The organism is Sphingomonas naphthae (assembly GCF_028607085.1).
Taxonomy (GTDB): domain Bacteria; phylum Pseudomonadota; class Alphaproteobacteria; order Sphingomonadales; family Sphingomonadaceae; genus Sphingomonas_Q; species Sphingomonas_Q naphthae.
Map to the genome: position 1 here is coordinate 633,457 of NZ_CP117411.1, position 21,799 is coordinate 655,255.

The window sequence follows — 21,799 nt, forward strand, 5'->3', positions numbered from 1 at the left end:
CTGAAAGGTGGGCTGAGTGACACGGACTCGAGGAAAATACATGGCGACCCAGGCAGTTCCGGCCCCCGCGAAGGTTTCGACCAAGCGCATCCGCAAGGTCTTCGGCAACATCCACGAAGTGGTGCAGATGCCGAACCTGATCGAGGTTCAGCGCGAAAGCTACGAGCAGTTCCTGCGTTCCGATCCGTCGATCGGCTATGTCTCCGGTCTGGAAAAGACCCTGCGTTCGGTGTTCCCGATCCGCGATTTCGCCGGCACCGCCGAGCTGGATTTCGTGAATTACGAACTGGAGGAGCCCAAGTTCGACACCGACGAATGCCGCCAGCGCGGCATCACCTACGCCGCGCCGATGCGCGTGACGCTCCGCCTGATCGTGTTCGAGGTGGATCCCGATACGGAGACCCGCTCGGTCCTCGATATCAAGGAGCAGGACGTCTACATGGGCGACATGCCCCTGATGACGGGCAACGGCACCTTCATCGTCAACGGCACCGAGCGCGTCATCGTCAGCCAGATGCACCGTTCGCCGGGCGTGCTGTTCGATCATGATCGCGGCAAGACCCATGCGTCGGGCAAGTATCTGTTCGCCGCCCGCGTGATCCCGTATCGCGGCTCGTGGCTCGATTTCGAGTTCGACGCCAAGGACATCGTCAACGTCCGCATCGATCGCAAGCGCAAGCTGCCGGTGACGACCCTGCTGTATGCCCTCGGTCTCGACGGCGAGCAGATCCTCAACCAATTCTACAAGACCGCGGTCTACATCCGTGGCGACGGCGGCTGGAAGGTTCCCTACCTGCCGGAGAATTGGCGCGGTCAGAAGCCGTCGTTCGACGTGGTCAACGGCGACAATGGCGAGGTCGTCTTCCCGGCCGGCACCAAGGTGTCCCCGCGCGCCGCGAACAAGGCCGGCAAGGACGGCCTCCAGACGCTGCTGATCCCGACCGAGGAAATCTTCGGCCGCTATTCGGCGTTCGACCTGATCGACGAGAGCACCGGCCGCATCTACATCGAGGCGGGCGACGAGGTTACGCCCGAGAATCTCGAGAAGCTGGACAATGCCGGCATCGAGAAGCTCGAGCTGCTCGACATCGACCATGTCTCGACCGGCCCGTGGATCCGCAACACGCTCGCCGCCGACAAGGTGGAGGAGCGCGACCATGCGCTGTCCGAAATCTATCGCGTGATGCGCCCCGGCGAGCCGCCGACGAAGGAGACGGCGGAGTCGCTGTTCGGCGGTCTGTTCTTCGATCCCGAGCGCTACGATCTCTCGGCCGTGGGCCGCGTGAAGCTCAACATGCGCCTCGACCTCGATGTCGAGGATACGGTGACGACGCTTCGCACCGAGGATATCCTCGAGGTGGTCAAGACGCTCGTGAACCTCAAGGACGGCAAGGGCGAGATCGACGACATCGACAATCTCGGCAACCGCCGCGTGCGTTCGGTGGGCGAGCTGCTGGAGAACCAGTATCGCGTCGGCCTGCTCCGCATGGAGCGCGCCGTGAAGGAGCGCATGTCGTCGGTCGACGTGTCGACGGTGATGCCGAACGACCTGATCAACGCCAAGCCGGCGGTTGCCGCCGTGCGCGAGTTCTTCGGCTCGTCGCAGCTGTCGCAGTTTATGGACCAGACCAACCCGCTCTCCGAAGTGACGCACAAGCGTCGCGTCTCGGCGCTCGGGCCGGGCGGTCTGACGCGTGAGCGCGCCGGCTTCGAGGTCCGCGACGTTCACCCGACGCATTATGGCCGCATCTGCCCGATCGAGACGCCGGAAGGCCCGAACATCGGCCTCATCAACTCGCTGGCGTCGTTCAGCCGGGTCAACAAGTACGGCTTCATCGAGACGCCGTACCGCAAGATCATCGACGGCAAGGTGTCGGCGGAAGTCGTCTATCTGTCGGCGATGGAAGAGGCCAAGCACACGATCGCGCAGGCCAACGCCGAGCTGACCGCCACCGGCGAGTTCGTCGAGGATCTGATCTCGGCGCGTGAGGCCGGCGAATTCCTGATGGCGCCGCGCGACCAGATCACCCTGATGGACGTGAGCCCCAAGCAGCTCGTGTCGGTCGCGGCTTCGCTGATCCCGTTCCTGGAGAACGACGACGCGAACCGCGCGCTGATGGGTTCGAACATGCAGCGCCAGGCGGTGCCGCTGGTTCGCGCCGAGGCGCCGTTCGTCGGCACCGGCATGGAAGAGACCGTGGCGCGCGATTCGGGCGCCGCGATCGCCGCGAAGCGCGCGGGCATCGTCGACCAGGTCGATGCCGGCCGCATCGTGATCCGCGCCACCGACGAGGTGGAGCCGGGTCGTTCGGGCGTGGACATCTACACGCTGATGAAGTTCCAGCGCTCCAACCAGTCGACCTGCATCAACCAGCGTCCGCTGGTGAAGGTGGGCGACCGGGTGACCAAGGGCGAAGTGATCGCCGACGGCCCGTCGACCGAGTTCGGCGAACTGGCGCTCGGCCGCAACGTGCTCGTCGCGTTCATGCCGTGGAACGGCTACAATTATGAGGATTCGATCCTCATCAGCGAGCGGATCGTGAAGGACGACGTGTTCACGTCGATCCACATCGACGAGTTCGAGGTGATGGCCCGCGACACCAAGCTCGGGCCGGAAGACATCACCCGCGACATTCCGAACGTCGGCGAGGAAGCGCTGCGCAACCTCGACGAGGCGGGCATCGTGTATATCGGTGCCGAGGTCGAGCCGGGCGATATTCTCGTCGGCAAGATCACGCCGAAGGGCGAGAGCCCGATGACGCCGGAAGAGAAGCTTCTCCGCGCCATCTTCGGCGAGAAGGCGTCGGACGTGCGCGATACCTCGCTGCGCCTGCCGCCGGGCGTCGCCGGCACGATCGTGGACGTGCGCGTGTTCAATCGCCACGGCATCGACAAGGACGAGCGCGCGCTGGCGATCGAACGCGAGGAGATCGACCGTCTCGCCAAGGATCGCGAGGACGAGCGTGGCATCCTCAACCGGGCGGCCTATGCCCGCCTGCGCGACATGCTGCTCGGCCAGACCGCCTCGGCGGCGCCCAAGGGCGTCAAGAAGGGCGGTACGATCGACGAGGAACTGCTCGAGTCCGTCGAGAAGCGGGAATGGTGGAAGTTCGCCGTGGCGGACGACAGCCGCCAGGCCGATCTGGAAGCCGTGAAGGCGGAATATGACGACGCCGTCGGCCTGATCGTCAAGAAGTTCGACGATCGCGTCGAGAAGCTCCAGCGCGGCGACGAGCTGCCGCCGGGCGTGCTGAAGATGGTCAAGGTGTTCGTCGCGGTGAAGCGCAAGCTGCAGCCGGGCGACAAGATGGCCGGCCGCCATGGCAACAAGGGCGTCATCAGCCGCATCCTGCCGCAGGAGGACATGCCCTTCCTCGCGGACGGTACGCCGGTCGATATCGTGCTGAACCCGCTGGGCGTGCCGAGCCGCATGAACGTCGGCCAGATCTTCGAGACCCATCTCGGCTGGGCCGCGCGCGGCCTGGGCAAGCAGGTCACGCAGGCGCTGGAGGACTGGCGCGACGCCAATCCGAACCCGGAAGCGGGCGAGGCGCCGGAAGCGGTGCGCAGCGAGCTGAAGCGTGTCTATGGCGCGCAATATCACGGCGAGATCGATGGGCTGACCAGCAACAATGTCGTCGAGATGGCGGGCCTGCTGAAGAACGGCGTGCCGATGGCGACGCCGGTGTTCGACGGCGCGCGCGAGGCGGACGTGTCCGACATGCTCACCCTGGCGGGGCTCGACACCTCGGGTCAGGTCGAGCTGTTCGACGGCCGCACCGGCGACCAGTTCGATCGCAAGGTGACCGTCGGCTACATCTACATGCTGAAGCTGCACCACCTGGTGGACGACAAGATCCACGCGCGCTCGATCGGGCCGTACAGCCTCGTCACCCAGCAGCCGCTGGGCGGCAAGGCGCAGTTCGGCGGCCAGCGCTTCGGCGAAATGGAGGTCTGGGCGCTCCAGGCCTATGGCGCCGCCTACACGTTGCAGGAAATGCTGACGGTGAAGTCCGACGACGTGGTCGGCCGCACCAAGGTCTACGAGGCGATCGTCAAGGGCGACGACACGTTCGAGGCCGGCATTCCGGAGAGCTTCAACGTGCTCGTCAAGGAAATGCGCTCGCTGGGTCTCAACGTCGAACTCAAGTCGAATGAGGAAGACAAGGGGCTGGCCGAGGCGGCTGAATAACGAACCTGAGAGCCCTCTCCCGCTTGCGGGAGAGGGTAGGGTGAGGGTCTTCTTCTCCTGCCGGGTGCGGGAGGGCAGAAGAAGAAGACCCTCACCTCCCACCGCCCAAGGGCGGCGGGTCCCTCCTCTCCCGCCTTGCGGGAGAGGGCTTTAGATGAGGGATTGCCCCATGAACGAGATGACCAACTTCGCGAACCCGCTGGCCGCCAAGCCGGAGACGTTCGACCAGATCCAGATTGGCATCGCCTCGCCGGAGCGCATCCGCTCCTGGTCGTTCGGCGAGATCAAGAAGCCCGAGACCATCAACTATCGCACGTTCAAGCCCGAGCGTGACGGCCTGTTCTGCGCGCGCATCTTCGGTCCGATCAAGGATTACGAATGCCTGTGCGGCAAGTACAAGCGCATGAAGTACAAGGGCATCGTCTGCGAGAAGTGCGGCGTCGAGGTCACCGTTTCCAAGGTGCGCCGCGAGCGGATGGGCCATATCGAGCTGGCCGCCCCGGTCGCGCACATCTGGTTCCTGAAGTCGCTGCCGAGCCGCATCGGCCTGCTGCTCGACATGCAGCTCAAGCAGCTCGAGCGCGTCCTCTATTTCGAGGCCTATATCGTGATCGAGCCGGGCCTGACCCCGCTCGAAAAGTATCAGCTGCTCACCGAGGACGAGCTGCTCGACGCGCAGGACCAATATGGTGAGGACGCCTTCTCGGCCGGCATCGGCGCCGAGGCGGTCCGCATCATGCTCGAGAGCCTCGATCTCGAGGGCGAGAAGGTGCAGCTGCTCGAAGAGCTGGCGGTCACCAAGTCCGAGCTGAAGCCCAAGAAGATCATCAAGCGGCTGAAGGTCGTCGAGAGCTTCCTGGAATCGGGCAACCGCCCGGAGTGGATGATCCTCGAGGTCGTTCCGGTCATCCCGCCGGAACTGCGCCCGCTGGTGCCGCTGGACGGCGGCCGCTTCGCGACGTCGGATCTGAACGATCTGTATCGCCGCGTCATCAACCGCAACAACCGCCTCAAGCGGCTGATGGAGCTGCGCGCGCCGGACATCATCGTCCGCAACGAGAAGCGCATGTTGCAGGAGGCCGTCGACGCCTTGTTCGACAACGGCCGCCGGGGCCGCACGATCACGGGCGCCAACAAGCGTCCGCTGAAGTCGCTGTCCGACATGCTGAAGGGCAAGCAGGGCCGCTTCCGCCAGAACCTGCTCGGCAAGCGCGTCGATTATTCGGGCCGTTCGGTCATCGTGACCGGGCCGGAACTCAAGCTGCACCAGTGCGGCCTGCCGAAGAAGATGGCGCTCGAGCTGTTCAAGCCGTTCATCTACGCACGCCTCGACGCCAAGGGTCTCAGCATGACGCTGAAGCAGGCCAAGAAGTGGGTCGAGAAGGAGCGCAAGGAAGTCTGGGACATCCTGGACGAGGTGATCCGCGAGCATCCGGTGCTGCTGAACCGCGCGCCGACGCTCCACCGCCTGGGCATCCAGGCGTTCGAGCCGGTGCTGATCGAGGGCAAGGCGATCCAGCTGCACCCGCTGGTCTGCTCGGCCTTCAACGCCGACTTCGACGGCGACCAGATGGCTGTCCACGTCCCGCTGAGCCTCGAGGCCCAGCTGGAAGCGCGCGTGCTGATGATGTCGACCAACAACATCCTGTCGCCCGCCAACGGCAAGCCGATCATCGTGCCCTCGCAGGACATGGTGCTGGGCCTCTATTATCTTTCGATGATGAAGGAGAATGAGCCGGGCGAGGGGATGCTGATCTCCGACATGGCCGAGGTGCATCAGGCGCTGAACGCGGGTGCGGTGACGCTGCACACCAAGATCATCAGCCGCGTCCCGCAGACGGACGAGGACGGCAAGCGCTACATGAAGCGCATCGAGACGACGCCCGGCCGCATGCTGCTGGGCGAGACCCTGCCGCAGAGCCACAAGGTGCCGTTCGAGACCGTCAACCGCCTGCTGACCAAGAAGGAGATCGGCGACGTCATCGACGTGGTCTATCGCCACACCGGCCAGAAGGAGACCGTGCTGTTCGCCGACGGCATCATGGCGCTGGGCTTCCGCCACGCGTTCCAGGCCGGCATCTCGTTCGGCAAGGACGACATGATCATCCCGGATTCGAAGGTGCCGCTGGTCGATGAGACCAAGGCTCTCGTGAAGGACTTCGAGCAGCAGTATCAGGATGGCCTGATCACGCAGCAGGAGAAGTACAACAAGGTGATCGACGCCTGGTCGCGTTGCGGCGACCGCGTGGCGGGCGAGATGATGAAGGAGATCCAGGCGGTCAAGAAGGACCCGGAGACGGGTCGCGAGAAGCCGATCAACGCCATCTACATGATGGCGCATTCGGGTGCCCGTGGTTCCGCCGCCCAGATCAAGCAGCTCGCCGGCATGCGCGGCCTGATGGCCAAGCCGTCGGGCGAGATCATCGAGACGCCGATCATCTCGAACTTCAAGGAAGGCCTGACCGTCCTGGAGTATTTCAACTCCACCCACGGTGCTCGCAAGGGCCTCGCGGATACGGCGCTCAAGACCGCCAACTCGGGCTACCTCACCCGCCGTCTGGTCGACGTGTCGCAGGATTGCGTCGTCGTCGAGATCGATTGCGGCACCGAGCGCGCGCTGGAGATGAAGGCGATCGTGCAGGGCGGCGCCACCATCGCCTCGCTGGGCGAGCGTATCCTGGGCCGCACCACGGCCGAGGATCTGATCGACAGCAAGACGAACGAGGTGCTGTTCCCGCGCGGCACGCTGCTGGACGAAGCCGCGATCACCGCGATCGAGGCGATCGGCCTGCAATCGGCCCTGATCCGCAGCCCGCTGGTCTGCGAGAGCAAGGGCGGCGTTTGCGGCACCTGCTACGGGCGTGACCTCGCCCGTGGTACGCCGGTCAACATCGGCGAGGCCGTGGGCGTCATCGCGGCGCAGTCGATCGGCGAGCCGGGCACCCAGCTGACGATGCGGACCTTCCACATCGGCGGCGCGGCGCAGCTGAACGAGCAGTCGAACCTGGAGGCCGTGGCCGACGGTACGCTGCAATATCGCGAACTGCGCACGATCACCGATCCGCGCGGTCGTCGCGTCTCGATGAGCCGCAACGCCGAAATCGCGATCGTCGATCTGTCTGGCCGCGAGCGGGCGACCCATCGCCTGCCCTATGGCGCGCATCTGCTGTTCGACAACGGCCATATCGTGTCGAAGGGCGATCGCATCGCCGAGTGGGATCCCTTCACCATGCCGGTCATCACCGAGACCGGCGGCCAGGTGAAATATCAGGACCTGATCGAGAAGCAGACGCTGACCGAGCAGACCGACGAAGCGACCGGCATCACGCAGAAGATCGTGACCGAATATCGCCCGACGAGCCGCAAGGAGGATCTGCGTCCGCGCCTGACCCTGCTCGACGACCAGTCCGGCGAGGCGGCCCGCTACATGCTGGCGCCGGGCGCGGTGCTCTCGGTCGAGGACGGCCAGACGGTGCAGGCGGGCGAGGTTCTCGCCCGTGTGAGCCGCGAGTCCGCCAAGACCCGCGACATCACCGGCGGTCTGCCGCGCGTCGCCGAGCTGTTCGAGGCGCGCAAGCCGAAGGAAAACGCGATCATCGCGAAAATCTCCGGCCGGGTCGAATTCGGCAAGGATTACAAGGCCAAGCGCAAGATCATCATCCGCCCGGACGATGGCAGCGACGCGGTCGAGTATCTGGTGCCGAAGTCGAAGGTGATCGACGTTCAGGAAGGCGACCACGTCAAGCGTGGCGACAATCTGATCGGCGGCTCGCCCGATCCGCACGATATTCTCGAGGTGCTCGGCATCGAGCCGCTGGCGGAATATCTCGTGTCGGAAATCCAGGAAGTCTATCGTCTCCAGGGCGTGAAGATCAACGACAAGCACATCGAGACGATCGTTCGTCAGATGCTGCAGAAGGTCGAGATCACGGCGGCCGGCGACACGACGCTGCTCCCCGGCGAGCAGGTCGATCGCGAGGAGATGGACGAGATCAACGCCAAGGCGGCGGAGACGGGTGGCGCGCCTGCCGAGGGCAAGCCGATCCTGCTCGGCATCACCAAGGCGTCGTTGCAGACCCGCAGCTTCATCTCGGCCGCGTCCTTCCAGGAGACGACCCGCGTGCTGACCGAGGCTTCGGTGCAGGGCAAGATCGACTCGCTGAACGGCCTGAAGGAGAATGTCATCGTCGGCCGCCTGATCCCGGCGGGCACCGGCGCCGGCATGAACCGCCTGCGCGTCACCGCCACGTCGCGCGACGCGGCGCTGCGGGCGGCGCAGAAGTCCTGGGCCGCGACCATCGCGGCCCCCGACAGCGCCGCGCAGGAGCATGAGGCGGAGCTTCACCGCTCGGCCCGTGACTCGGCCGGCACCGGCGACGATCCGCTGGGCGAAGTCGCGGCCTCGGGCCACGGCACCGACGCGGATGCGGGTGACTATCTGAACTCGTGATCCGGTAACGGATTACGGGCTGAGCGGCCGCCGTGGGGGAGACCCCGCGGCGGCCGTTTTGGTTTTGGGGGCGACGGTTGGGGCGGGCGGCGTAATTCCTCCCCAAGCTCGCTTGGGGAGGGGAACCGTCGCGAAGCGATGGTGGAGGGGTATCCCCGTCATCCGCCGCGCGCAGACCCCTCCACCCCCGGCTGCGCCGGCGGTCCCCCTCCCCGAGCAAGCTCAGGGAGGAATTACGTGCTTACTGCTCGTCGCTGCGGGCGATGGTGCTGATGGCGATGCGGTTGTCGCGCGCCCATTTGGTCAGGCAGTCGGTCTGCGCGGTCGGCAGGGCTTCGTCGCCGGCGCTCTTGCGGCCGTAGAAGAAGGCGCCAGCGCCATCGACCCGCCAGGCGATATCGTCGGGGTCGATCCCGCACGCCGTCATCGCCTCGCTCGCCTCCAGCGCGGTGGTCTTGTTATGCGGCAGGATCTGGCGGACGACATCGCAGCCGGCGAGGGGGAGGGTGGCGAGGGCGATCAGGATCAGGGGGAGGCGCATTGGCGCATGGTAGCCGTTATGGCGGGGGCAATCCACCGCGTCCGGTTGCTGAACGCGATGTGCTCCGGCGCAGGCCGGAGCCCAGGGTTACAAGGCGCACCCCCAGCCACCCTGGGCTCCGGCCTGCGCCGGAGCACGTTACCGCAAAAAAATCGCGCTTAGTTCAGCAGCCCGATCGGGTTCACCGGCTTGCGGCCCTGGCGGATTTCGAAGTGGAGTTGCGGCTCGCTCACCTGGCCGGTGTCGCCGGCCCTGGCGATGATCTGGCCCTTCTTCACCGCTTGGCCGCGCGCCACCAGCAGGCTGTCGCAATTGCCATAAGCGGTGATCCAGCCGTCGCCGTGGCGGAGGAGGACGAGGCCGCCGAAGATGGCGATGCCCTCGCCGGCATAGGCCACGGTGCCATCGGCGGCGGCCATGACGGGGTCGCCCTTGCGCGCGGCGATGTTGATGCCGTCGTTGCGGCGGCCATCGCCGGTGGTGCCGAACGGGCGGAGGATCGCGCCCTTCAGCGGCCACAGGAAGCGCCCGGCGAAGCTGGCGGGCTCGGCGACGGGCGTGGTCGGCGGCGGCACGGTGCGCGGCGTGGGGGCTGGGCGGACGGGCGCCTTCTGCGCGGTCTCGGCCGGTTCGCCGCCCGTCACGATATCGTCGATGTTGATCTGGAAGGCCGACGCGCGCTGTTCCATCGACATGGCCGCCACCTCGGTCTTGCCGGGGATCAGCAACCGGCCGCCTTCGCGCAACACATAGGGCGGCTCGAGCTGGTTCAGTTCGACGATGCGCGACCAGCTGACGCCATAGGCGCGGGCGATGGCGATGCCGCTCTGGCCGCGCTGGATGCGGTGATAGCGGCCGCCGGGAATATTGAGGCGCTGACCGATGCGGACGGGGTAGGGCGGGGCGATGCCGTTGGCGCCCGCGATCGCCTCCAGCCCGGCACCGGTTTTCTCGGCGATGCGGCCGAGATTGTCGCCGGCGACAACGACATAGGTGGAGGCGGGGATTTCGGTTGCGGTGGCGCCGGCCTTGCGCGCCTCCCACGCGGCCGCCGGCTGGCGGACGGCGGTGGGGCGCTTGACCGGCGCGGGCTTCGGCCTGGCAGGCGTGTGGCCGGGGAGTTTCTGGATGCGCTTGTCTTCCGGCCATTGCTCGACCGGCGGGGGCGGCAGCGGCTGGCGCTGGCGAGGGCCGGAGACGCAGCCGGCGAGGAGGGCCAGCAGCGCGATGCCCCCCCAGCGCCTCATGCGTAGACCCCCGCGAGGCCCGCGAGCGAAGGGCGGTGGGTGTGATCGAGGTGGAGCGGCGTGACCGAGACGTAACCGGCGCGCACCGTCTCGAGATCGGTCTCGCCGGTGAAGGTGTCGGGCGTGACCCCGGCGAGATCGAACCAATAATAAGTGAAGCCGCGCGGATCGACCCGTTCGTCGATCGTCAGCCGGCCGTAATCGCGCAGGCCCTGTCCGGCGACGCGGATGCCCTTGACCTCGTCGGGCATCCGCGCGGGGAAGTTGATGTTGACGAGCGTGCGGGGCGCCCAGTCGATGTCGAGCAGCGGGCGGAGCGCGCGTTCGCCCCACGCCTCGGCCGCCTCGAAGGTGGCGGCCTCGCCGATGCCGCGCCGCGCGTAGATCTGGCTGAGCGCGACCGAGCGGATGCCCGCCAGCGCGCCCTCGGCGGCGGCAGAGACGGTGCCCGAATAGCCGACGTCCTCGGCGAGATTGGCGCCGCGGTTGACGCCCGACAGGATCAGGTCGGGCCGCGCGTCCTTCATCACATGGCCCAGCGCCATCATCACCGCATCGGTCGGCGTGCCGGCGACGGCGTAGCGTTTCTCGCCCATCTTCCGCATTCGCACGGGCCGGGTGAGGGTGAGCGAGCGGCCCGCGCCGGACTGCTCCTCGGCCGGCGCGACGATTGTGATATCGTCCGACAGGGTGCGCGCGATCCGTTCCAGCACGGCGAAGCCGGGGGCGTTGATGCCGTCGTCGTTGGTGAGGAGGATGCGCATCAGGGCACCAGCCGCTCGATGCCGCCCATGTAAGGCACCAGCACATCGGGGATGCGGACCGACCCGTCGGCCTCCTGATAATTTTCCAGCACCGCGACGAGCGTGCGGCCGACGGCGAGGCCGGAGCCGTTGAGCGTGTGAACGAAGCGCGTGCCCTTGGCCCCGGCGGCGCGGGTGCGGGCGCCCATGCGGCGCGCCTGGAAGTCGCCGCAGTTGGAGCAGGAGGATATCTCGCGATACTTGGTCTGGCCGGGCAGCCACACCTCGAGATCGTAGGTCTTGATCGCGCCGAAGCCCATGTCGCCCGCGCACAGCAGCATCTTGCGATAGGGCAGGCCGAGCGCCTGGAGGATCGCCTCGGCGGCGGCGGTCATCCGCTCATGCTCCGCCTCGGAGGTTTCGGGCGTGGTGATCGAGACCAGCTCGACCTTCTCGAACTGATGCTGGCGGATCAGGCCGCGCGTGTCGCGCCCGGCGGCGCCCGCCTCGGCGCGGAAACATTGGGTGAGCGCGGTGAGGCGCAGCGGCAAGGTCGCTTCGTCGAGAATCTGCTCGCGCACCAGATTGGTGAGCGAGACCTCGGCGGTGGGGATCAGCCAGCGATCGTCGGTGGTGTGGAACAGATCCTCGGCGAATTTCGGCAACTGGCCGGTGCCAAACAGCGCGTCCGACCGCACCATCAGCGGCGGGGCGACCTCGGTATAGCCCTGCCCCTCGGTCTGGCGATCGAGCATGAACTGGCCGAGCGCGCGGTTGAGGCGGGCCATCCGCCCCTTCAGCACCGCGAAGCGCGCGCCGGAGATGGCGGCGGCGCTCTCGAAATCGAGGCCCAGCGCCGGGGCGAAATCGGCATGGTCGCGGGGCGCGAAATCGAATTGGCGGGGCTCGCCCCAGCGGGCGACCTCGACATTGCCGTCCTCGTCGGCGCCCTCGGGCACGTCGGCGGCGGGCAGGTTGGGCAGCGCGGCGAGCGTCTCGTCGATATGGGCGGCGAGCTTGCCTTCCTCGGCCTCCAGCGTGGGCATCCGCTCCTTGAGCGCGGCGACCTCGGCCATCAGGCTGGCGGCGGTCGCCTCGTCCTTCCGCGCCTTGGCCGCGCCGATCGCTTTGGAGGCTTCGTTGCGGCGCGCCTGCGCCCCCTGAAGCTCGTGCCCGATCGCGCGGCGGCGCTCGTCCAGCGCGGCGATCGAGGCGGCCATGGGGGCGAGGCCGCGTCGGGCGAGGCCCGTATCGAAGCCATCGGGGTCGTCGCGGATCAGCCGTATGTCGTGCATGGCTTGAGGCTATGGCCGCCGCTCGTGACAGGTGCAAGCGGCAACGGAATCGGGGCACGCCGCGTTCATGGGGGGTATCCAGAACAGAAAAGGAGCTGGCGATGCGCCTGGCACATAACAGCGTGGTGGTGGTGGCCGATGGGCGGAAGATGCTGTTCTTCCGCAACGAAGGCGATGCCGAATATCCGAACCTGACGGTCGAGGATCAGGATTATCATCCCAATCCCAGGACGGGTGAGCAGGCGACCGATCAGGCGGGCCGTGCCTCCAACACGATCGGCGGGCGCGCCAGTTCGGTCGAGCCGACCGACTTCCACCAGATCGAGGAAGATCGCTTCGCCGCCCAGACTGTCGCGCTGCTCAATAAAAAGGCGCTGGCCGGCGACTACGAACAGTTGATCATCGTGGCGCCCGCGCAAACCCTTGGTGAAATGCGCAAACATTATCACAAGGAGACCGAGAAGCGGCTCAAGGGCGAGATCGCCAAGGATCTGACGGGTCATCCGGTCGATCAGATCGAGAAGATCATTGTGGAACAGGAATGAGGCGCACGGGTTAATCCTGTGACTGTTCTGTTGCGATCACGTTTCATCGTGTGGACGGAACCGTTGAACGCAGTTTCGTGCCGTTTCGGCACCGCAATTTGAGGAGACACACCATGCAGCATAAGATGATCTTGCTTGCTGGCGCGGCCTTCGCCCTGACCAGCGCGCCCCTTCTGGCGCAGGATATGCCCGCTCCGGCGCAGGCGACCGACACCGCCGCCGCCACGACCACCGCGGCCCCCACCGCCGTCGACATCACGGTCGGCAAGAAGGTGGTCGATGCCCAGGGCGGCGCCGTCGGCACCGTCGCGCAAGTGCAGGGCGACGTCGCCGTCGTCGATACCGGCACGACCAAGGCGGGTGTCGCCAAGGGCTCGTTCGCGGCCAAAGGCGCCGATCTGGTGCTCGGCATGACCAAGGCGCAGCTGGACGAGGCCGCCAAGGGCCAGCAGGCGACCGCGCAGGCCGATACCGCCGCCGCGATCACGCCGGGTGCGGCCGTCGCCGACGCTCAGGGCGGCGCGGTCGGCAAGATCGAGGCCGTCGAGGGCGATTTCGTGACCGTCGCGACGGCCAGCAACGTGAAGGCCAAGCTGCCGAAGACCGCCTTCGCCAAGGGCCCCAACGGGCTGGTGATCGGCATGACGGCGACCCAGCTCGAGGAAGCCGCCAAGGGCAGCACCCCCGCGCCGTCGATGTAATTTCCATAGAGTCGTCAAGACTGTTGCAGGCGCGCGTCACCCATCGCGGGTGGCGCGCGTCGCGCTTGTGCGGCGCTCCCGGCATTGGTATTGGGCCGCCCGGGGCAGGCCCGCGACACCGCGACATATGTCCGGCTCGCGGTCCCGGCGGGGAGCGTGACGTGGTGAGCATGGCGACGGTGGCAAGCGACAAACCCGGCCTTCCAGGGGCGGCAAACGACGATCTGATCCACGGCGATTATCGGCCGAGCAACGACGAGCCCTTCATGGGGCCGCGTCAGCAGGCCTATTTCCGGCGGAAGCTGCTCAACTGGAAGGATTCGATCCTCCTCGAAGCGCAGGGCACGCTGGCCCAGCTTCAGACCGATTCGCTGCGCGAGGCCGACATCACCGATCGCGCGTCGAGCGAGACCGACTGGTCGATCGAGTTGCGCACCCGCGATCGCCAGCGCAAGCTGATTTCCAAGATCGACGCCGCGCTGCGCCGCATCGAGGAAGGCGAGTACGGCTATTGCGAGGTGACCGGCGAACCGATCTCCCTCGGCCGCCTCGAAGCCCGCCCGATCGCGACGATGACGGTGGAAGCGCAGGAGCGCCACGAGCGCAACGAGAAGATCTCGCGCGAGGAATAGAAGCGGACGGCACCGAACGGGCCGCTTTTTTGATGTCTTGTGTTGGCAGGCTCAGGCCGGATGGGCGATCTGCGCGCGGGTTCGGGCGCCTCATCCCATCGGCCGGGATCGCGCTCGCTTCACAGCCCCGGCCGGCCGTACTAAGGCGCAGCTTCCGATGCACGCCTTCGCCAACCCCGCTCGATTCCTCTCCATCGCGAGGCCGCTGACCGGCTGGCTCGGCTGGTGCGGCGCGCTGCTGATCGCGGTGGCGGCCGTCGCCGGGCTCGGCTTCACGCCGCGCGACTATCTTCAGGGCGATACCGTCCGCATCATGTACGTCCACGTGCCCTCGGCGTGGCTCGGCATGGCGGGGTGGAGCGCGATCGCGGTGGCGAGCCTGATGGAATTGGTCTGGCGTCATCCACTGGCGGCGATCGCCGCGCGGGCGTCGGCCGTGCCGGGGGCGCTGTTCACCTTCCTCTGCCTCGCCAGCGGCTCGATCTGGGGCCGGCCGACGTGGGGGACGTGGTGGGAATGGGACGGGCGGATGACCTCCATGCTGGTCCTGCTGTTCCTCTATTTCGGCTATATCGGGCTTGCGTCGGCGCGGGGGCCGGGGGCGGCGGGCAGCCGGATCGTCGCGGTGTTTGGCCTGTTCGGGGCGATCAACCTGCCGATCATCCATTATTCGGTGCTGTGGTGGCGCACCTTGCATCAGGGCCAGTCGATCGGCCTCGGCGGGTCCAGCATCGACGGATCGATCCTGTGGCCGCTGCCGATCGCGATGCTGGGGTTCAGCCTGCTGTTCGGCGCGATCGTGCTGATGCGGATGCGGGCGATGCTGGCCGATATCAAGGTCGAGGCGCGGATGCGGCGGATGGCGGCATGAGCCACTGGCCGTTCGTGATCGCCGCCTACGCACTGGTGCTGATCGGCACCGGGGGCGTGACGCTGTGGAGCTATGTCGCGATGCGCCGCGCCGAGGCGCGTGCCGCTGCGCTGACGGGGCGGCGCGAGGCGTGAGCGGTTGGAGCCAGTTCGCTGCCGTACCCCTGCGGAGGCAGGGGGCCAGAGCCCCATGCGCTGCGCTTTGTAACCCTGGGCTCTTGCCTGCGCAGGAGCACGGACTCGTATGAAGGCGAAGAACCAGCGGCTGTGGCTGATCGGCCTCGCCGCCGTCGCAATGCTGGCGGCGGTGCTGCTCGGCATGTGGGCGCTGAAGGATCAGGCGAGCTATTTCTACACCCCCGCCGATGCGGTGCGCGACCGGGTCGAGCCCGGCCGGCAGGTGCGGCTGGGCGGCATGGTCGAAAAGGGCTCGATCGTGAAACAGGCCGACGGTGTCTCGATCCGCTTCGTCGTGACGGACGGGCAGGCGACCGTGCCGGTGCGCTTCACCGGCATCGTGCCGGACCTGTTCCGCGAGGGGTCGGGCGTGGTGGCCGAGGGGCATTTCGAGGCGGGCGGCGGCTTCGTCGCGGAAACCATCCTCGCCAAGCATGACGAACGCTACATGCCGCCGCAGGTGGCCGGCGCGATGCACAAGAGCGACAGCCTGGAGGCCGACCGGAAATGATCGCCGAGGCCGGTCTTGCCGCTCTGTGGCTGGCGGCGGCGCTCGCCGCGCTCCAGCTGGCGCTGGTAGCGCTCAGCCTGCGTGGGGCCGAGGGGCTCGACGGGCTGGTGCGCCCCGCCGCGCTGGCGCAGGGCGTGCTCGCCTGCCTCGCCTTCGGGTTGCTGATCTGGCTGTTCGTGCGGGTGGACGTGTCGGTCGCGCTGGTCGCCGCCAACGACCATAGCGCCAAGCCCTTGCTCTATCGCTTCGCCGCGACCTGGGGGAATCACGAAGGCTCGATGCTGATGTGGGTCGCGATCCTGTCGGTCGCGGGCGGGGCGGTGGCGGTGCTGGAGAAGCGCCTGCCCGAGCGCACGTTGCTCGCCACGCTCGGCGGGCAGGCGACGATCGCCCTCGGCTTCTACGCCTTCCTGCTGTTCGCCTCGAACCCCTTCGCCCGGCTCGATCCCGCTCCGCTCGACGGCAAGGGGCTGAACCCGCTGCTGCAAGACCCCGGCCTGGCCTTCCACCCCCCGACGCTCTACATCGGCTATGTCGGCCTGTCGGTGGCCTTCTCCTTCGCGATCGGCGCGCTGGTGACGCGCGATGTCGGCCCGGCCTTCGCCCGCGCGATGCGGCCGTGGGTGCTGGGGGCGTGGATCTTCCTGACGCTCGGCATCACCGCCGGCAGCTATTGGGCCTATTACGAGCTGGGCTGGGGCGGCTGGTGGTTCTGGGATCCCGTCGAGAATGCCAGCCTGATGCCATGGCTGGCCGCCACCGCTTTGCTTCATTCGGTGACGGTGCTGGCGACCCGCGACGGTCTGCGCGCCTGGACGGTGATGCTGGCGGTCGTCGCTTTCTCGATGAGCATGGTCGGCACCTTCCTCGTCCGATCGGGCATCCTGACGAGCGTCCACAGCTTCGCGGTCGATCCCCGGCGCGGCGCCTTCATCCTCATCCTGCTGGCGCTCTACATCGGCGGCGCGCTGGCGCTGTTCGGCGCGCGGGTGGGCACCGTTAAGGAGGGCAGCCGCTTCGATCCGGTTAGCCGTGAAGGCGCGCTGGTCGTCAACAATCTGCTGCTCACGGTGGTGCTGGGCCTCGTGCTGATGGGCACGCTCTATCCGCTGGTGGTCGAGAGTTTCGGCGGGCGCATCTCGGTCGGCCCGCCTTACTTCAACGCCGTGGCCGGGCCGATCGCGCTGATCCTGATGCTGCTGATGGCGGTCGGGCCGATGGTGCGCTGGCGGCGCGACAGCGCGCGCGCCGTGCTCGGCCGGGTGGTCGTGCCTGCCGCCGTGCTGGTCGTGGCACTGGTTGCCAGCTTCCTCCTCGCCCCCCGCATCGGCTGGATGCCGCGCCTCGGCCTCGTCGTCGCGGCGGGTGTGGGGCTGGGAAGCCTGGCGCCGCTCTGGGGGCGCAACCTGCTGCGCACGCCGCTCTTCACCTGGGGCATGGTCGTCGCCCATTTCGGGCTGGCGGTGAGTCTCGCCGGCATGGCGTCCGACAGCGCCTTCACCGTCGAGCGGCTGTCGGCCACGGCGGTGGGCGGCAGCGAGCGGGTCGGGCCGTTCACCGTGCGCCTCGACGGGGTCGAGCCGACCTTCGGGCCGAACTGGCAGGCGATCGAGGGCAGCGTCACCGCCACGCGCGGCGGCACCAGCTTCGCGATGCGCCCGCAGGCCCGCGCCTTCTGGTCGCCGCCGACCGAGACGAGCGAGGCGGCGATCCGCACGATGCTGGACGGGCAGCTGTACGTCGTCCTCGGCAAGCAGGTCGATGAGACGCGCTGGCAGATGCGACTGTGGTGGAAGCCGTTCGTCACCTTCATTTGGCTCGGCGGCGCGCTAGTCGCGCTGGGCGGCGCGCTGTCGCTGATCGGCCGCGTCCGGCGCGAGCGGAGGGCGACGCAATGGGATTGAAGCGCCGCCTGCTGATCTGGCTGCCTTTGTTCGCCGCCGCGATCCTGCTGTCGCTGTTCGCGCATGGCCTGCGGAAAGAGCCGGGCGGGCCGATCGCGTCGCACCTCGTCGGCAAGCCGCTGCCCTCCTTCACTTTGCCGCCCGCCGCGCCCGGCATCCCCGGCCTGTCGAGCGGCGACATGAAGGGCCGTGCCTATATCCTCAACATCTTCGCCAGCTGGTGCGTGCCCTGCGCGGTCGAGGCGCCGCAACTGGCCGCGCTGAAGCGGGCCGGCGTGCCAATCGTCGCGGTCGCGGTGCGCGACAAGCCCGCCGACGTGGCCGACTTCCTCGCCCGCTACGGCAATCCCTACATCCGCATCGGCAGCGACGCGGCGAGCCAGCTCCAGATCACGCTCGGCTCGTCGGGCGTGCCCGAGAGTTTCGTGATCGGCGCGGACGGCATCATCCGCCACCAGCATATGGGCGAAATCCGCGCCGACGACGTGCCGAGCCTCGTCGCGGCGGTGGGTGCGGCGCGATGAGGTCCGCGATCCTCCTCGCGGGGCTATTGGCCGGGGCGGCGCTGGCCGACAGCAACCTGCCGCCCGCGCCGCTCGCCAACACGCAGCTGCCCAACCCCGCGCAGGAAGCCCAGGCCCGCGCGCTGATGGAGAGCCTGCGCTGCCTCGTCTGCCAGGGCCAGTCGATCGCCGACAGCGATGCCGAGATGGCCGGCGACATGCGCGCGCTCGTCCGCCAGCGCATCCAGGCGGGCGAGGCGCCCGAATCGGTGCGCGCCTTCCTCGTCAGCCGCTATGGCGATTGGGTGAGCTTCACGCCCCCGGTCGGCGGCGCCGGCTGGCCCTTGTGGATCGCGCCGATCGCGTTGCTGCTGGCGGGCGTCTGGCTGCTGCGCGGCCGCTTCAAGGGGCACCGGCGATGATCGGCTGGCTGATCTTCCTGATCCTCGGCGCGCTCGTGCTGGCGGCGCTGTGGCGATTCGGCGGGGCCGGGCGCGCCGGCACCGAACTGGTGCTGGCGGCGCTGCTGGTCGCGGCGGCGGGCTATGCGTGGCAGGGCAGCCCAGGCCAGCCCGGCAGTCTGCCCCGCGAACGGCCGATGGCGCTGAAGGGCGAGGATGCCTTCACCCTCCAGCGCGAACAGCTCGGCTTCGCCAGCGTCGGCGGCGCGGCGGACGTGCTGGCCGCGTCCGACACGCTCTACCGCCAGCGGCTGGGCGATTACGCGATCGCCCAGCTCCGCGCCGCGCTCAATCGCGCGCCCGGCGATCCCGAATTGCTGACCGGTCTGGGACAGGCGCTGGTGCGTCAATCGGAGGGCGTGGTGACCCCGGCGGCGAAACTCGCCTTCGATCGCGCCCGCACGGCGGCCCCCAGGAACCCCGGCCCGCCTTACTTCCTCGCCATGGCCTATGCCCAGCAGGGTGACCTCGACAGCGCCGAACGCCTGTGGCGCGACCAGCTTCGAACCACGCCGGAGGATGCGCCTTACTTCCCGTTGGTCCTGCGCAACCTTCTGATCGTGAAGGCGACCCGCGAGGCGCGCTAGGCTAGAGCGTGCTGCGGATAGATTGAATCGATTGGGGATTCCCGACGGTCGCTGGATGTGATTCAAGCTGCTGGCTGGCGAGGAGGTCAGTCAGAATGGCACGAGCCTATTCGCAAGATTTGAGGGACCGGGTGATCGATGCGGTGCTGCGTGGCGGAGAGAGCCGGCGGTCTGCGTCGCGGCGCTTCGGGGTAAGCGAGGCCTCGGCGATCAAATGGGTGCAGCGGGTCGAGCGGCTGGGTGACCGGCGGTGCGCCGGCACTGGCGGGCACCGTCCCTCGAAGGTGAAGCCGGAGCGCGACTGGTTGCTGGCGACGATCGCGGAGGAGCCCGACATCACACTGGCGGCCCTGTCGGCCCGGCTACTGGCCGAGCGCGGCGTACGGGCGGACACCGGCATGCTGTCGCGCTTCTTCACCGGCGAAGGCATCAGCTTCAAAAAAAACCGTGCTGCCCAGCGAGCAGGACCGGCGTGACGTTGCCCGCCGGCGGGCGAGCTGGAAACGGTATCAGGGCAAGCTCGATCCCCGGCGGCTGGTCTTTATCGACGAGACCTGGGCCAAGACCAACATGACGCGCACCCATGGGCGTTGTCGGCGCGGGGAGCGTCTCCATGCCAAGGTGCCGCATGGCCACTGGAAGACGCTGACTTTCCTGGCGGCGCTCCGCCACGACCGGATCGATGCACCTGCGGTGATCGATGGCCCGATCAACGGCAAAAGCTTCCTCGCCTACGTCGAGCAAATCCTCATCCCGACGCTTGGCCCCGGCGACATCGTCATCCTCGACAATCTCGGCAGCCACAAAGGTGAGGCTGTGCGCAGCGCCATCCGGGCCGCAGGTGCAAGGCTACTGTTCCTTCCGCCCTACAGCCCAGACCTCAACCCGATCGAGCAGGTCTTCGCCAAGCTCAAGACGCTCCTCCGCAAGGCCGCAGAGCGCACTGTCGAAACCACATGGCGACGCATCGGATCGCTCCTCGACGCCTTCTACCCGTCCGAATGCGCCAATTACCTCGTCAACTCCGGCTATGCTTCAATCTAATAACAGAATGCTCTAGGCGGCGGGTGGCGGCGCGGGCTGGCCTTCCACCATCGGCAGGGACGGATCGATCGTGACCCACGAGGGGGCGGACGCCGTCCAGATCGTCATCTGCGGGGCGATCACTTCCATGTCGTCGAACGATCCGATCCGCACGAACATCTGGTGCGGGCGCACCACCGCGCCGCTGAACAAGGGTGTGCCGCAGGCGGGGCAGAAGCCGCGCCGCATCACATTGCCGCTGTCCGCCACGCTTTCATACCAGGTCACGTCGCCGGTCACGGTGAGCGTGTCGGTGGCGAAGCCGGCGTTGGCGATGCCGCCGCCGCCGCCGAAATATTGGCAGTCGCGGCACTGGCAGGCGCGCGCCGCGAAGGGCGGCGCCGCCGATCGCCAGCGCACCGCGCCGCACAGGCATCCGCCCGTGACCGGCATGACGGCCGGCCCGTCGCTCACGCCATCACCGTTTCGAGCAGGCCCTCGAACAGGCGACGGCCGTCGCTGCGGCCGTGCGCCGGCTCGATCACCCGCTCGGGGTGCGGCATCAGCCCCAGCACGTTGCCGGCATCGTTGAGCACGCCGGCGATGCCGCGCGCCGATCCGTTGACGGGCTCGGCATAGCGGAAGGCGACCCGGCCCTCGCCCTCGATCCGGTCGAGCGTGGCGGCGTCGGCGGTGTAATTGCCGTCGTGGTGGGCGACGGGGATGTGGATCGTCTCGCCGGCGGCGTAGCGGCTGGTGAAGGCCGATTGCGCGTTCTCGACCGTCAGCGCCACATCGCGGCAGACGAACGAGAGGCCGGCGTTGCGCATCAGCGCGCCGGGCAGCAGCCCCGCCTCGGTCAGCACCTGGAAGCCGTTGCACACGCCCAGTACCGGCACGCCGCGCGCCGCCGCATCGGCCACGGCGCGCATCACCGGGCTGCGCGCGGCCATCGCGCCCGACCGGAGATAATCGCCATAGGAGAAACCGCCCGGCACCGCGATCAGATCGAGCCCGTCGGGCAGGCTGGTTTCGCGATGCCACAGCATCACCGGATCGACGCTCGAGACCTCGCGGATGGCGACGGCGAGGTCGCGATCGCAGTTGGAGCCCGGAAAGACGAGGACGGCCGCCTTCACGGCTCCACCTGCTCGATCCGGTAATTTTCGATCACGGTGTTGGCCAGCAGCTTGCGGCACATGCCGTCGATGTCCTCGGGGGAGGTGCCGTCGGCCAGCTCCAGCTCGATCAGCTTGCCGACCCGCACGTCGGCGACGCCCGCAAAGCCCAGGCCGTCCAGCGCATGGTGCACCGCCTTGCCCTGCGGATCGAGCACGCCGTTCTTCAGCGTGACATAGATGCGAGCCTTCATGCGTGTGCGCTCCTTCGGGGGCGGGTGTTGCGGCGCCCTATGCCC

General features: G+C 67.8%; 20 protein-coding genes. 13 read left to right on the forward strand and 7 right to left on the reverse strand.

Going from position 1 to position 21,799, the window contains the following annotated elements:
* Positions 1 to 40: 40 nt before the first annotated feature.
* Complete coding sequence (gene rpoB / locus PQ455_RS03000; RefSeq protein ID WP_273689079.1) at positions 41 to 4,192, forward strand: DNA-directed RNA polymerase subunit beta; 4,152 nt, start codon at positions 41 to 43, stop codon at positions 4,190 to 4,192.
* Between the two features lie 169 nt (positions 4,193 to 4,361).
* On the forward strand, positions 4,362 to 8,642 hold the full coding sequence (gene rpoC / locus PQ455_RS03005) for a DNA-directed RNA polymerase subunit beta' (RefSeq protein ID WP_273689080.1): 4,281 nt from the start codon (positions 4,362 to 4,364) through the stop codon (positions 8,640 to 8,642).
* A 241-nt stretch (positions 8,643 to 8,883) separates the two neighbouring features.
* Here rpoC and PQ455_RS03010 read toward each other — a convergent pair whose 3' ends face one another.
* From PQ455_RS03010 to serS, 4 genes are all read right to left on the reverse strand, one after another.
* Positions 8,884 to 9,183, reverse strand: coding sequence for a hypothetical protein (locus PQ455_RS03010; RefSeq protein ID WP_273689081.1), 300 nt, complete (start codon positions 9,181 to 9,183; stop codon positions 8,884 to 8,886).
* Positions 9,184 to 9,341: 158 nt separating this feature from the next.
* Entirely contained in the window at positions 9,342 to 10,430 is a 1,089-nt protein-coding gene (locus tag PQ455_RS03015) for a M23 family metallopeptidase (protein ID WP_273689082.1), read from the reverse strand.
* Entirely contained in the window at positions 10,427 to 11,194 is a 768-nt protein-coding gene (surE, locus tag PQ455_RS03020) for a 5'/3'-nucleotidase SurE (protein WP_273689083.1), read from the reverse strand. The genes PQ455_RS03015 and surE overlap by 4 nt, the downstream gene beginning before the upstream one ends.
* Complete coding sequence (serS, locus tag PQ455_RS03025; RefSeq protein WP_273689084.1) at positions 11,194 to 12,468, reverse strand: serine--tRNA ligase; 1,275 nt, start codon at positions 12,466 to 12,468, stop codon at positions 11,194 to 11,196. The genes surE and serS overlap by 1 nt, the downstream gene beginning before the upstream one ends.
* A 101-nt stretch (positions 12,469 to 12,569) precedes the next feature.
* Here serS and PQ455_RS03030 point away from each other — a divergent pair, with 101 nt between their 5' ends.
* The 11 genes from PQ455_RS03030 to PQ455_RS03080 all read left to right on the forward strand — a co-directional run bounded on the left by PQ455_RS03030 (position 12,570) and on the right by PQ455_RS03080 (position 20,403).
* Positions 12,570 to 13,013, forward strand: a complete 444-nt coding sequence (locus tag PQ455_RS03030; protein WP_273689086.1) for a host attachment family protein — start codon at positions 12,570 to 12,572, stop codon at positions 13,011 to 13,013.
* Positions 13,014 to 13,126: 113 nt separating this feature from the next.
* Positions 13,127 to 13,714 carry a hypothetical protein gene (locus PQ455_RS03035; RefSeq protein WP_273689087.1) on the forward strand — a complete coding sequence of 196 codons (588 nt, stop codon included), beginning with the start codon at positions 13,127 to 13,129 and terminating at the stop codon, positions 13,712 to 13,714.
* Positions 13,715 to 13,884: 170 nt separating this feature from the next.
* Positions 13,885 to 14,346 (forward strand): RNA polymerase-binding protein DksA, encoded by a 462-nt coding sequence (gene dksA / locus PQ455_RS03040; RefSeq protein WP_273689089.1) that lies wholly within the window; start codon positions 13,885 to 13,887, stop codon positions 14,344 to 14,346.
* Positions 14,347 to 14,503: 157 nt separating this feature from the next.
* Positions 14,504 to 15,217 (forward strand): heme ABC transporter permease CcmC, encoded by a 714-nt coding sequence (ccmC, locus tag PQ455_RS03045; RefSeq protein WP_273689091.1) that lies wholly within the window; start codon positions 14,504 to 14,506, stop codon positions 15,215 to 15,217.
* Entirely contained in the window at positions 15,214 to 15,351 is a 138-nt protein-coding gene (locus tag PQ455_RS03050; RefSeq protein WP_273689092.1) for a hypothetical protein, read from the forward strand. The genes ccmC and PQ455_RS03050 overlap by 4 nt, the downstream gene beginning before the upstream one ends.
* Before the next feature lie 109 nt (positions 15,352 to 15,460).
* Complete coding sequence (ccmE, locus tag PQ455_RS03055; RefSeq protein WP_273689094.1) at positions 15,461 to 15,904, forward strand: cytochrome c maturation protein CcmE; 444 nt, start codon at positions 15,461 to 15,463, stop codon at positions 15,902 to 15,904.
* Positions 15,901 to 17,808, forward strand: coding sequence for a heme lyase CcmF/NrfE family subunit (locus PQ455_RS03060; RefSeq protein WP_273689095.1), 1,908 nt, complete (start codon positions 15,901 to 15,903; stop codon positions 17,806 to 17,808). Before ccmE ends, PQ455_RS03060 begins: the two co-directional genes overlap by 4 nt.
* Positions 17,799 to 18,332, forward strand: coding sequence for a DsbE family thiol:disulfide interchange protein (locus PQ455_RS03065; RefSeq protein ID WP_273689096.1), 534 nt, complete (start codon positions 17,799 to 17,801; stop codon positions 18,330 to 18,332). The genes PQ455_RS03060 and PQ455_RS03065 overlap by 10 nt, the downstream gene beginning before the upstream one ends.
* On the forward strand, positions 18,329 to 18,733 hold the full coding sequence (locus PQ455_RS03070; RefSeq protein WP_273689098.1) for a cytochrome c-type biogenesis protein: 405 nt from the start codon (positions 18,329 to 18,331) through the stop codon (positions 18,731 to 18,733). Before PQ455_RS03065 ends, PQ455_RS03070 begins: the two co-directional genes overlap by 4 nt.
* A complete protein-coding gene (locus PQ455_RS03075) occupies positions 18,730 to 19,359 on the forward strand; it encodes a tetratricopeptide repeat protein (RefSeq protein WP_273689100.1) in 630 nt (209 codons plus the stop codon). Before PQ455_RS03070 ends, PQ455_RS03075 begins: the two co-directional genes overlap by 4 nt.
* A gap of 95 nt (positions 19,360 to 19,454) precedes the next feature.
* Positions 19,455 to 20,403 (forward strand): IS630 family transposase gene (locus PQ455_RS03080; RefSeq protein ID WP_273685921.1). Its coding sequence is split into 2 segments (ribosomal slippage): positions 19,455 to 19,796 and positions 19,798 to 20,403, totalling 948 coding nucleotides; the frame shifts between segments, so codons are not numbered across the junction.
* Between the two features lie 12 nt (positions 20,404 to 20,415).
* Here PQ455_RS03080 and PQ455_RS03085 read toward each other — a convergent pair.
* The 3 genes from PQ455_RS03085 to purS are packed head-to-tail and all read right to left on the reverse strand — an operon-like array spanning position 20,416 to position 21,754.
* On the reverse strand, positions 20,416 to 20,856 hold the full coding sequence (locus PQ455_RS03085) for a GFA family protein (protein ID WP_337958557.1): 441 nt from the start codon (positions 20,854 to 20,856) through the stop codon (positions 20,416 to 20,418).
* Positions 20,853 to 21,521: a phosphoribosylformylglycinamidine synthase subunit PurQ gene (purQ, locus tag PQ455_RS03090; RefSeq protein WP_273689102.1), complete on the reverse strand. Its 669-nt coding sequence runs from the start codon at positions 21,519 to 21,521 to the stop codon at positions 20,853 to 20,855. The genes PQ455_RS03085 and purQ overlap by 4 nt, the downstream gene beginning before the upstream one ends.
* Entirely contained in the window at positions 21,518 to 21,754 is a 237-nt protein-coding gene (gene purS, locus PQ455_RS03095) for a phosphoribosylformylglycinamidine synthase subunit PurS (RefSeq protein ID WP_273689104.1), read from the reverse strand. Before purS ends, purQ begins: the two co-directional genes overlap by 4 nt.
* Positions 21,755 to 21,799: the final 45 nt, after the last annotated feature.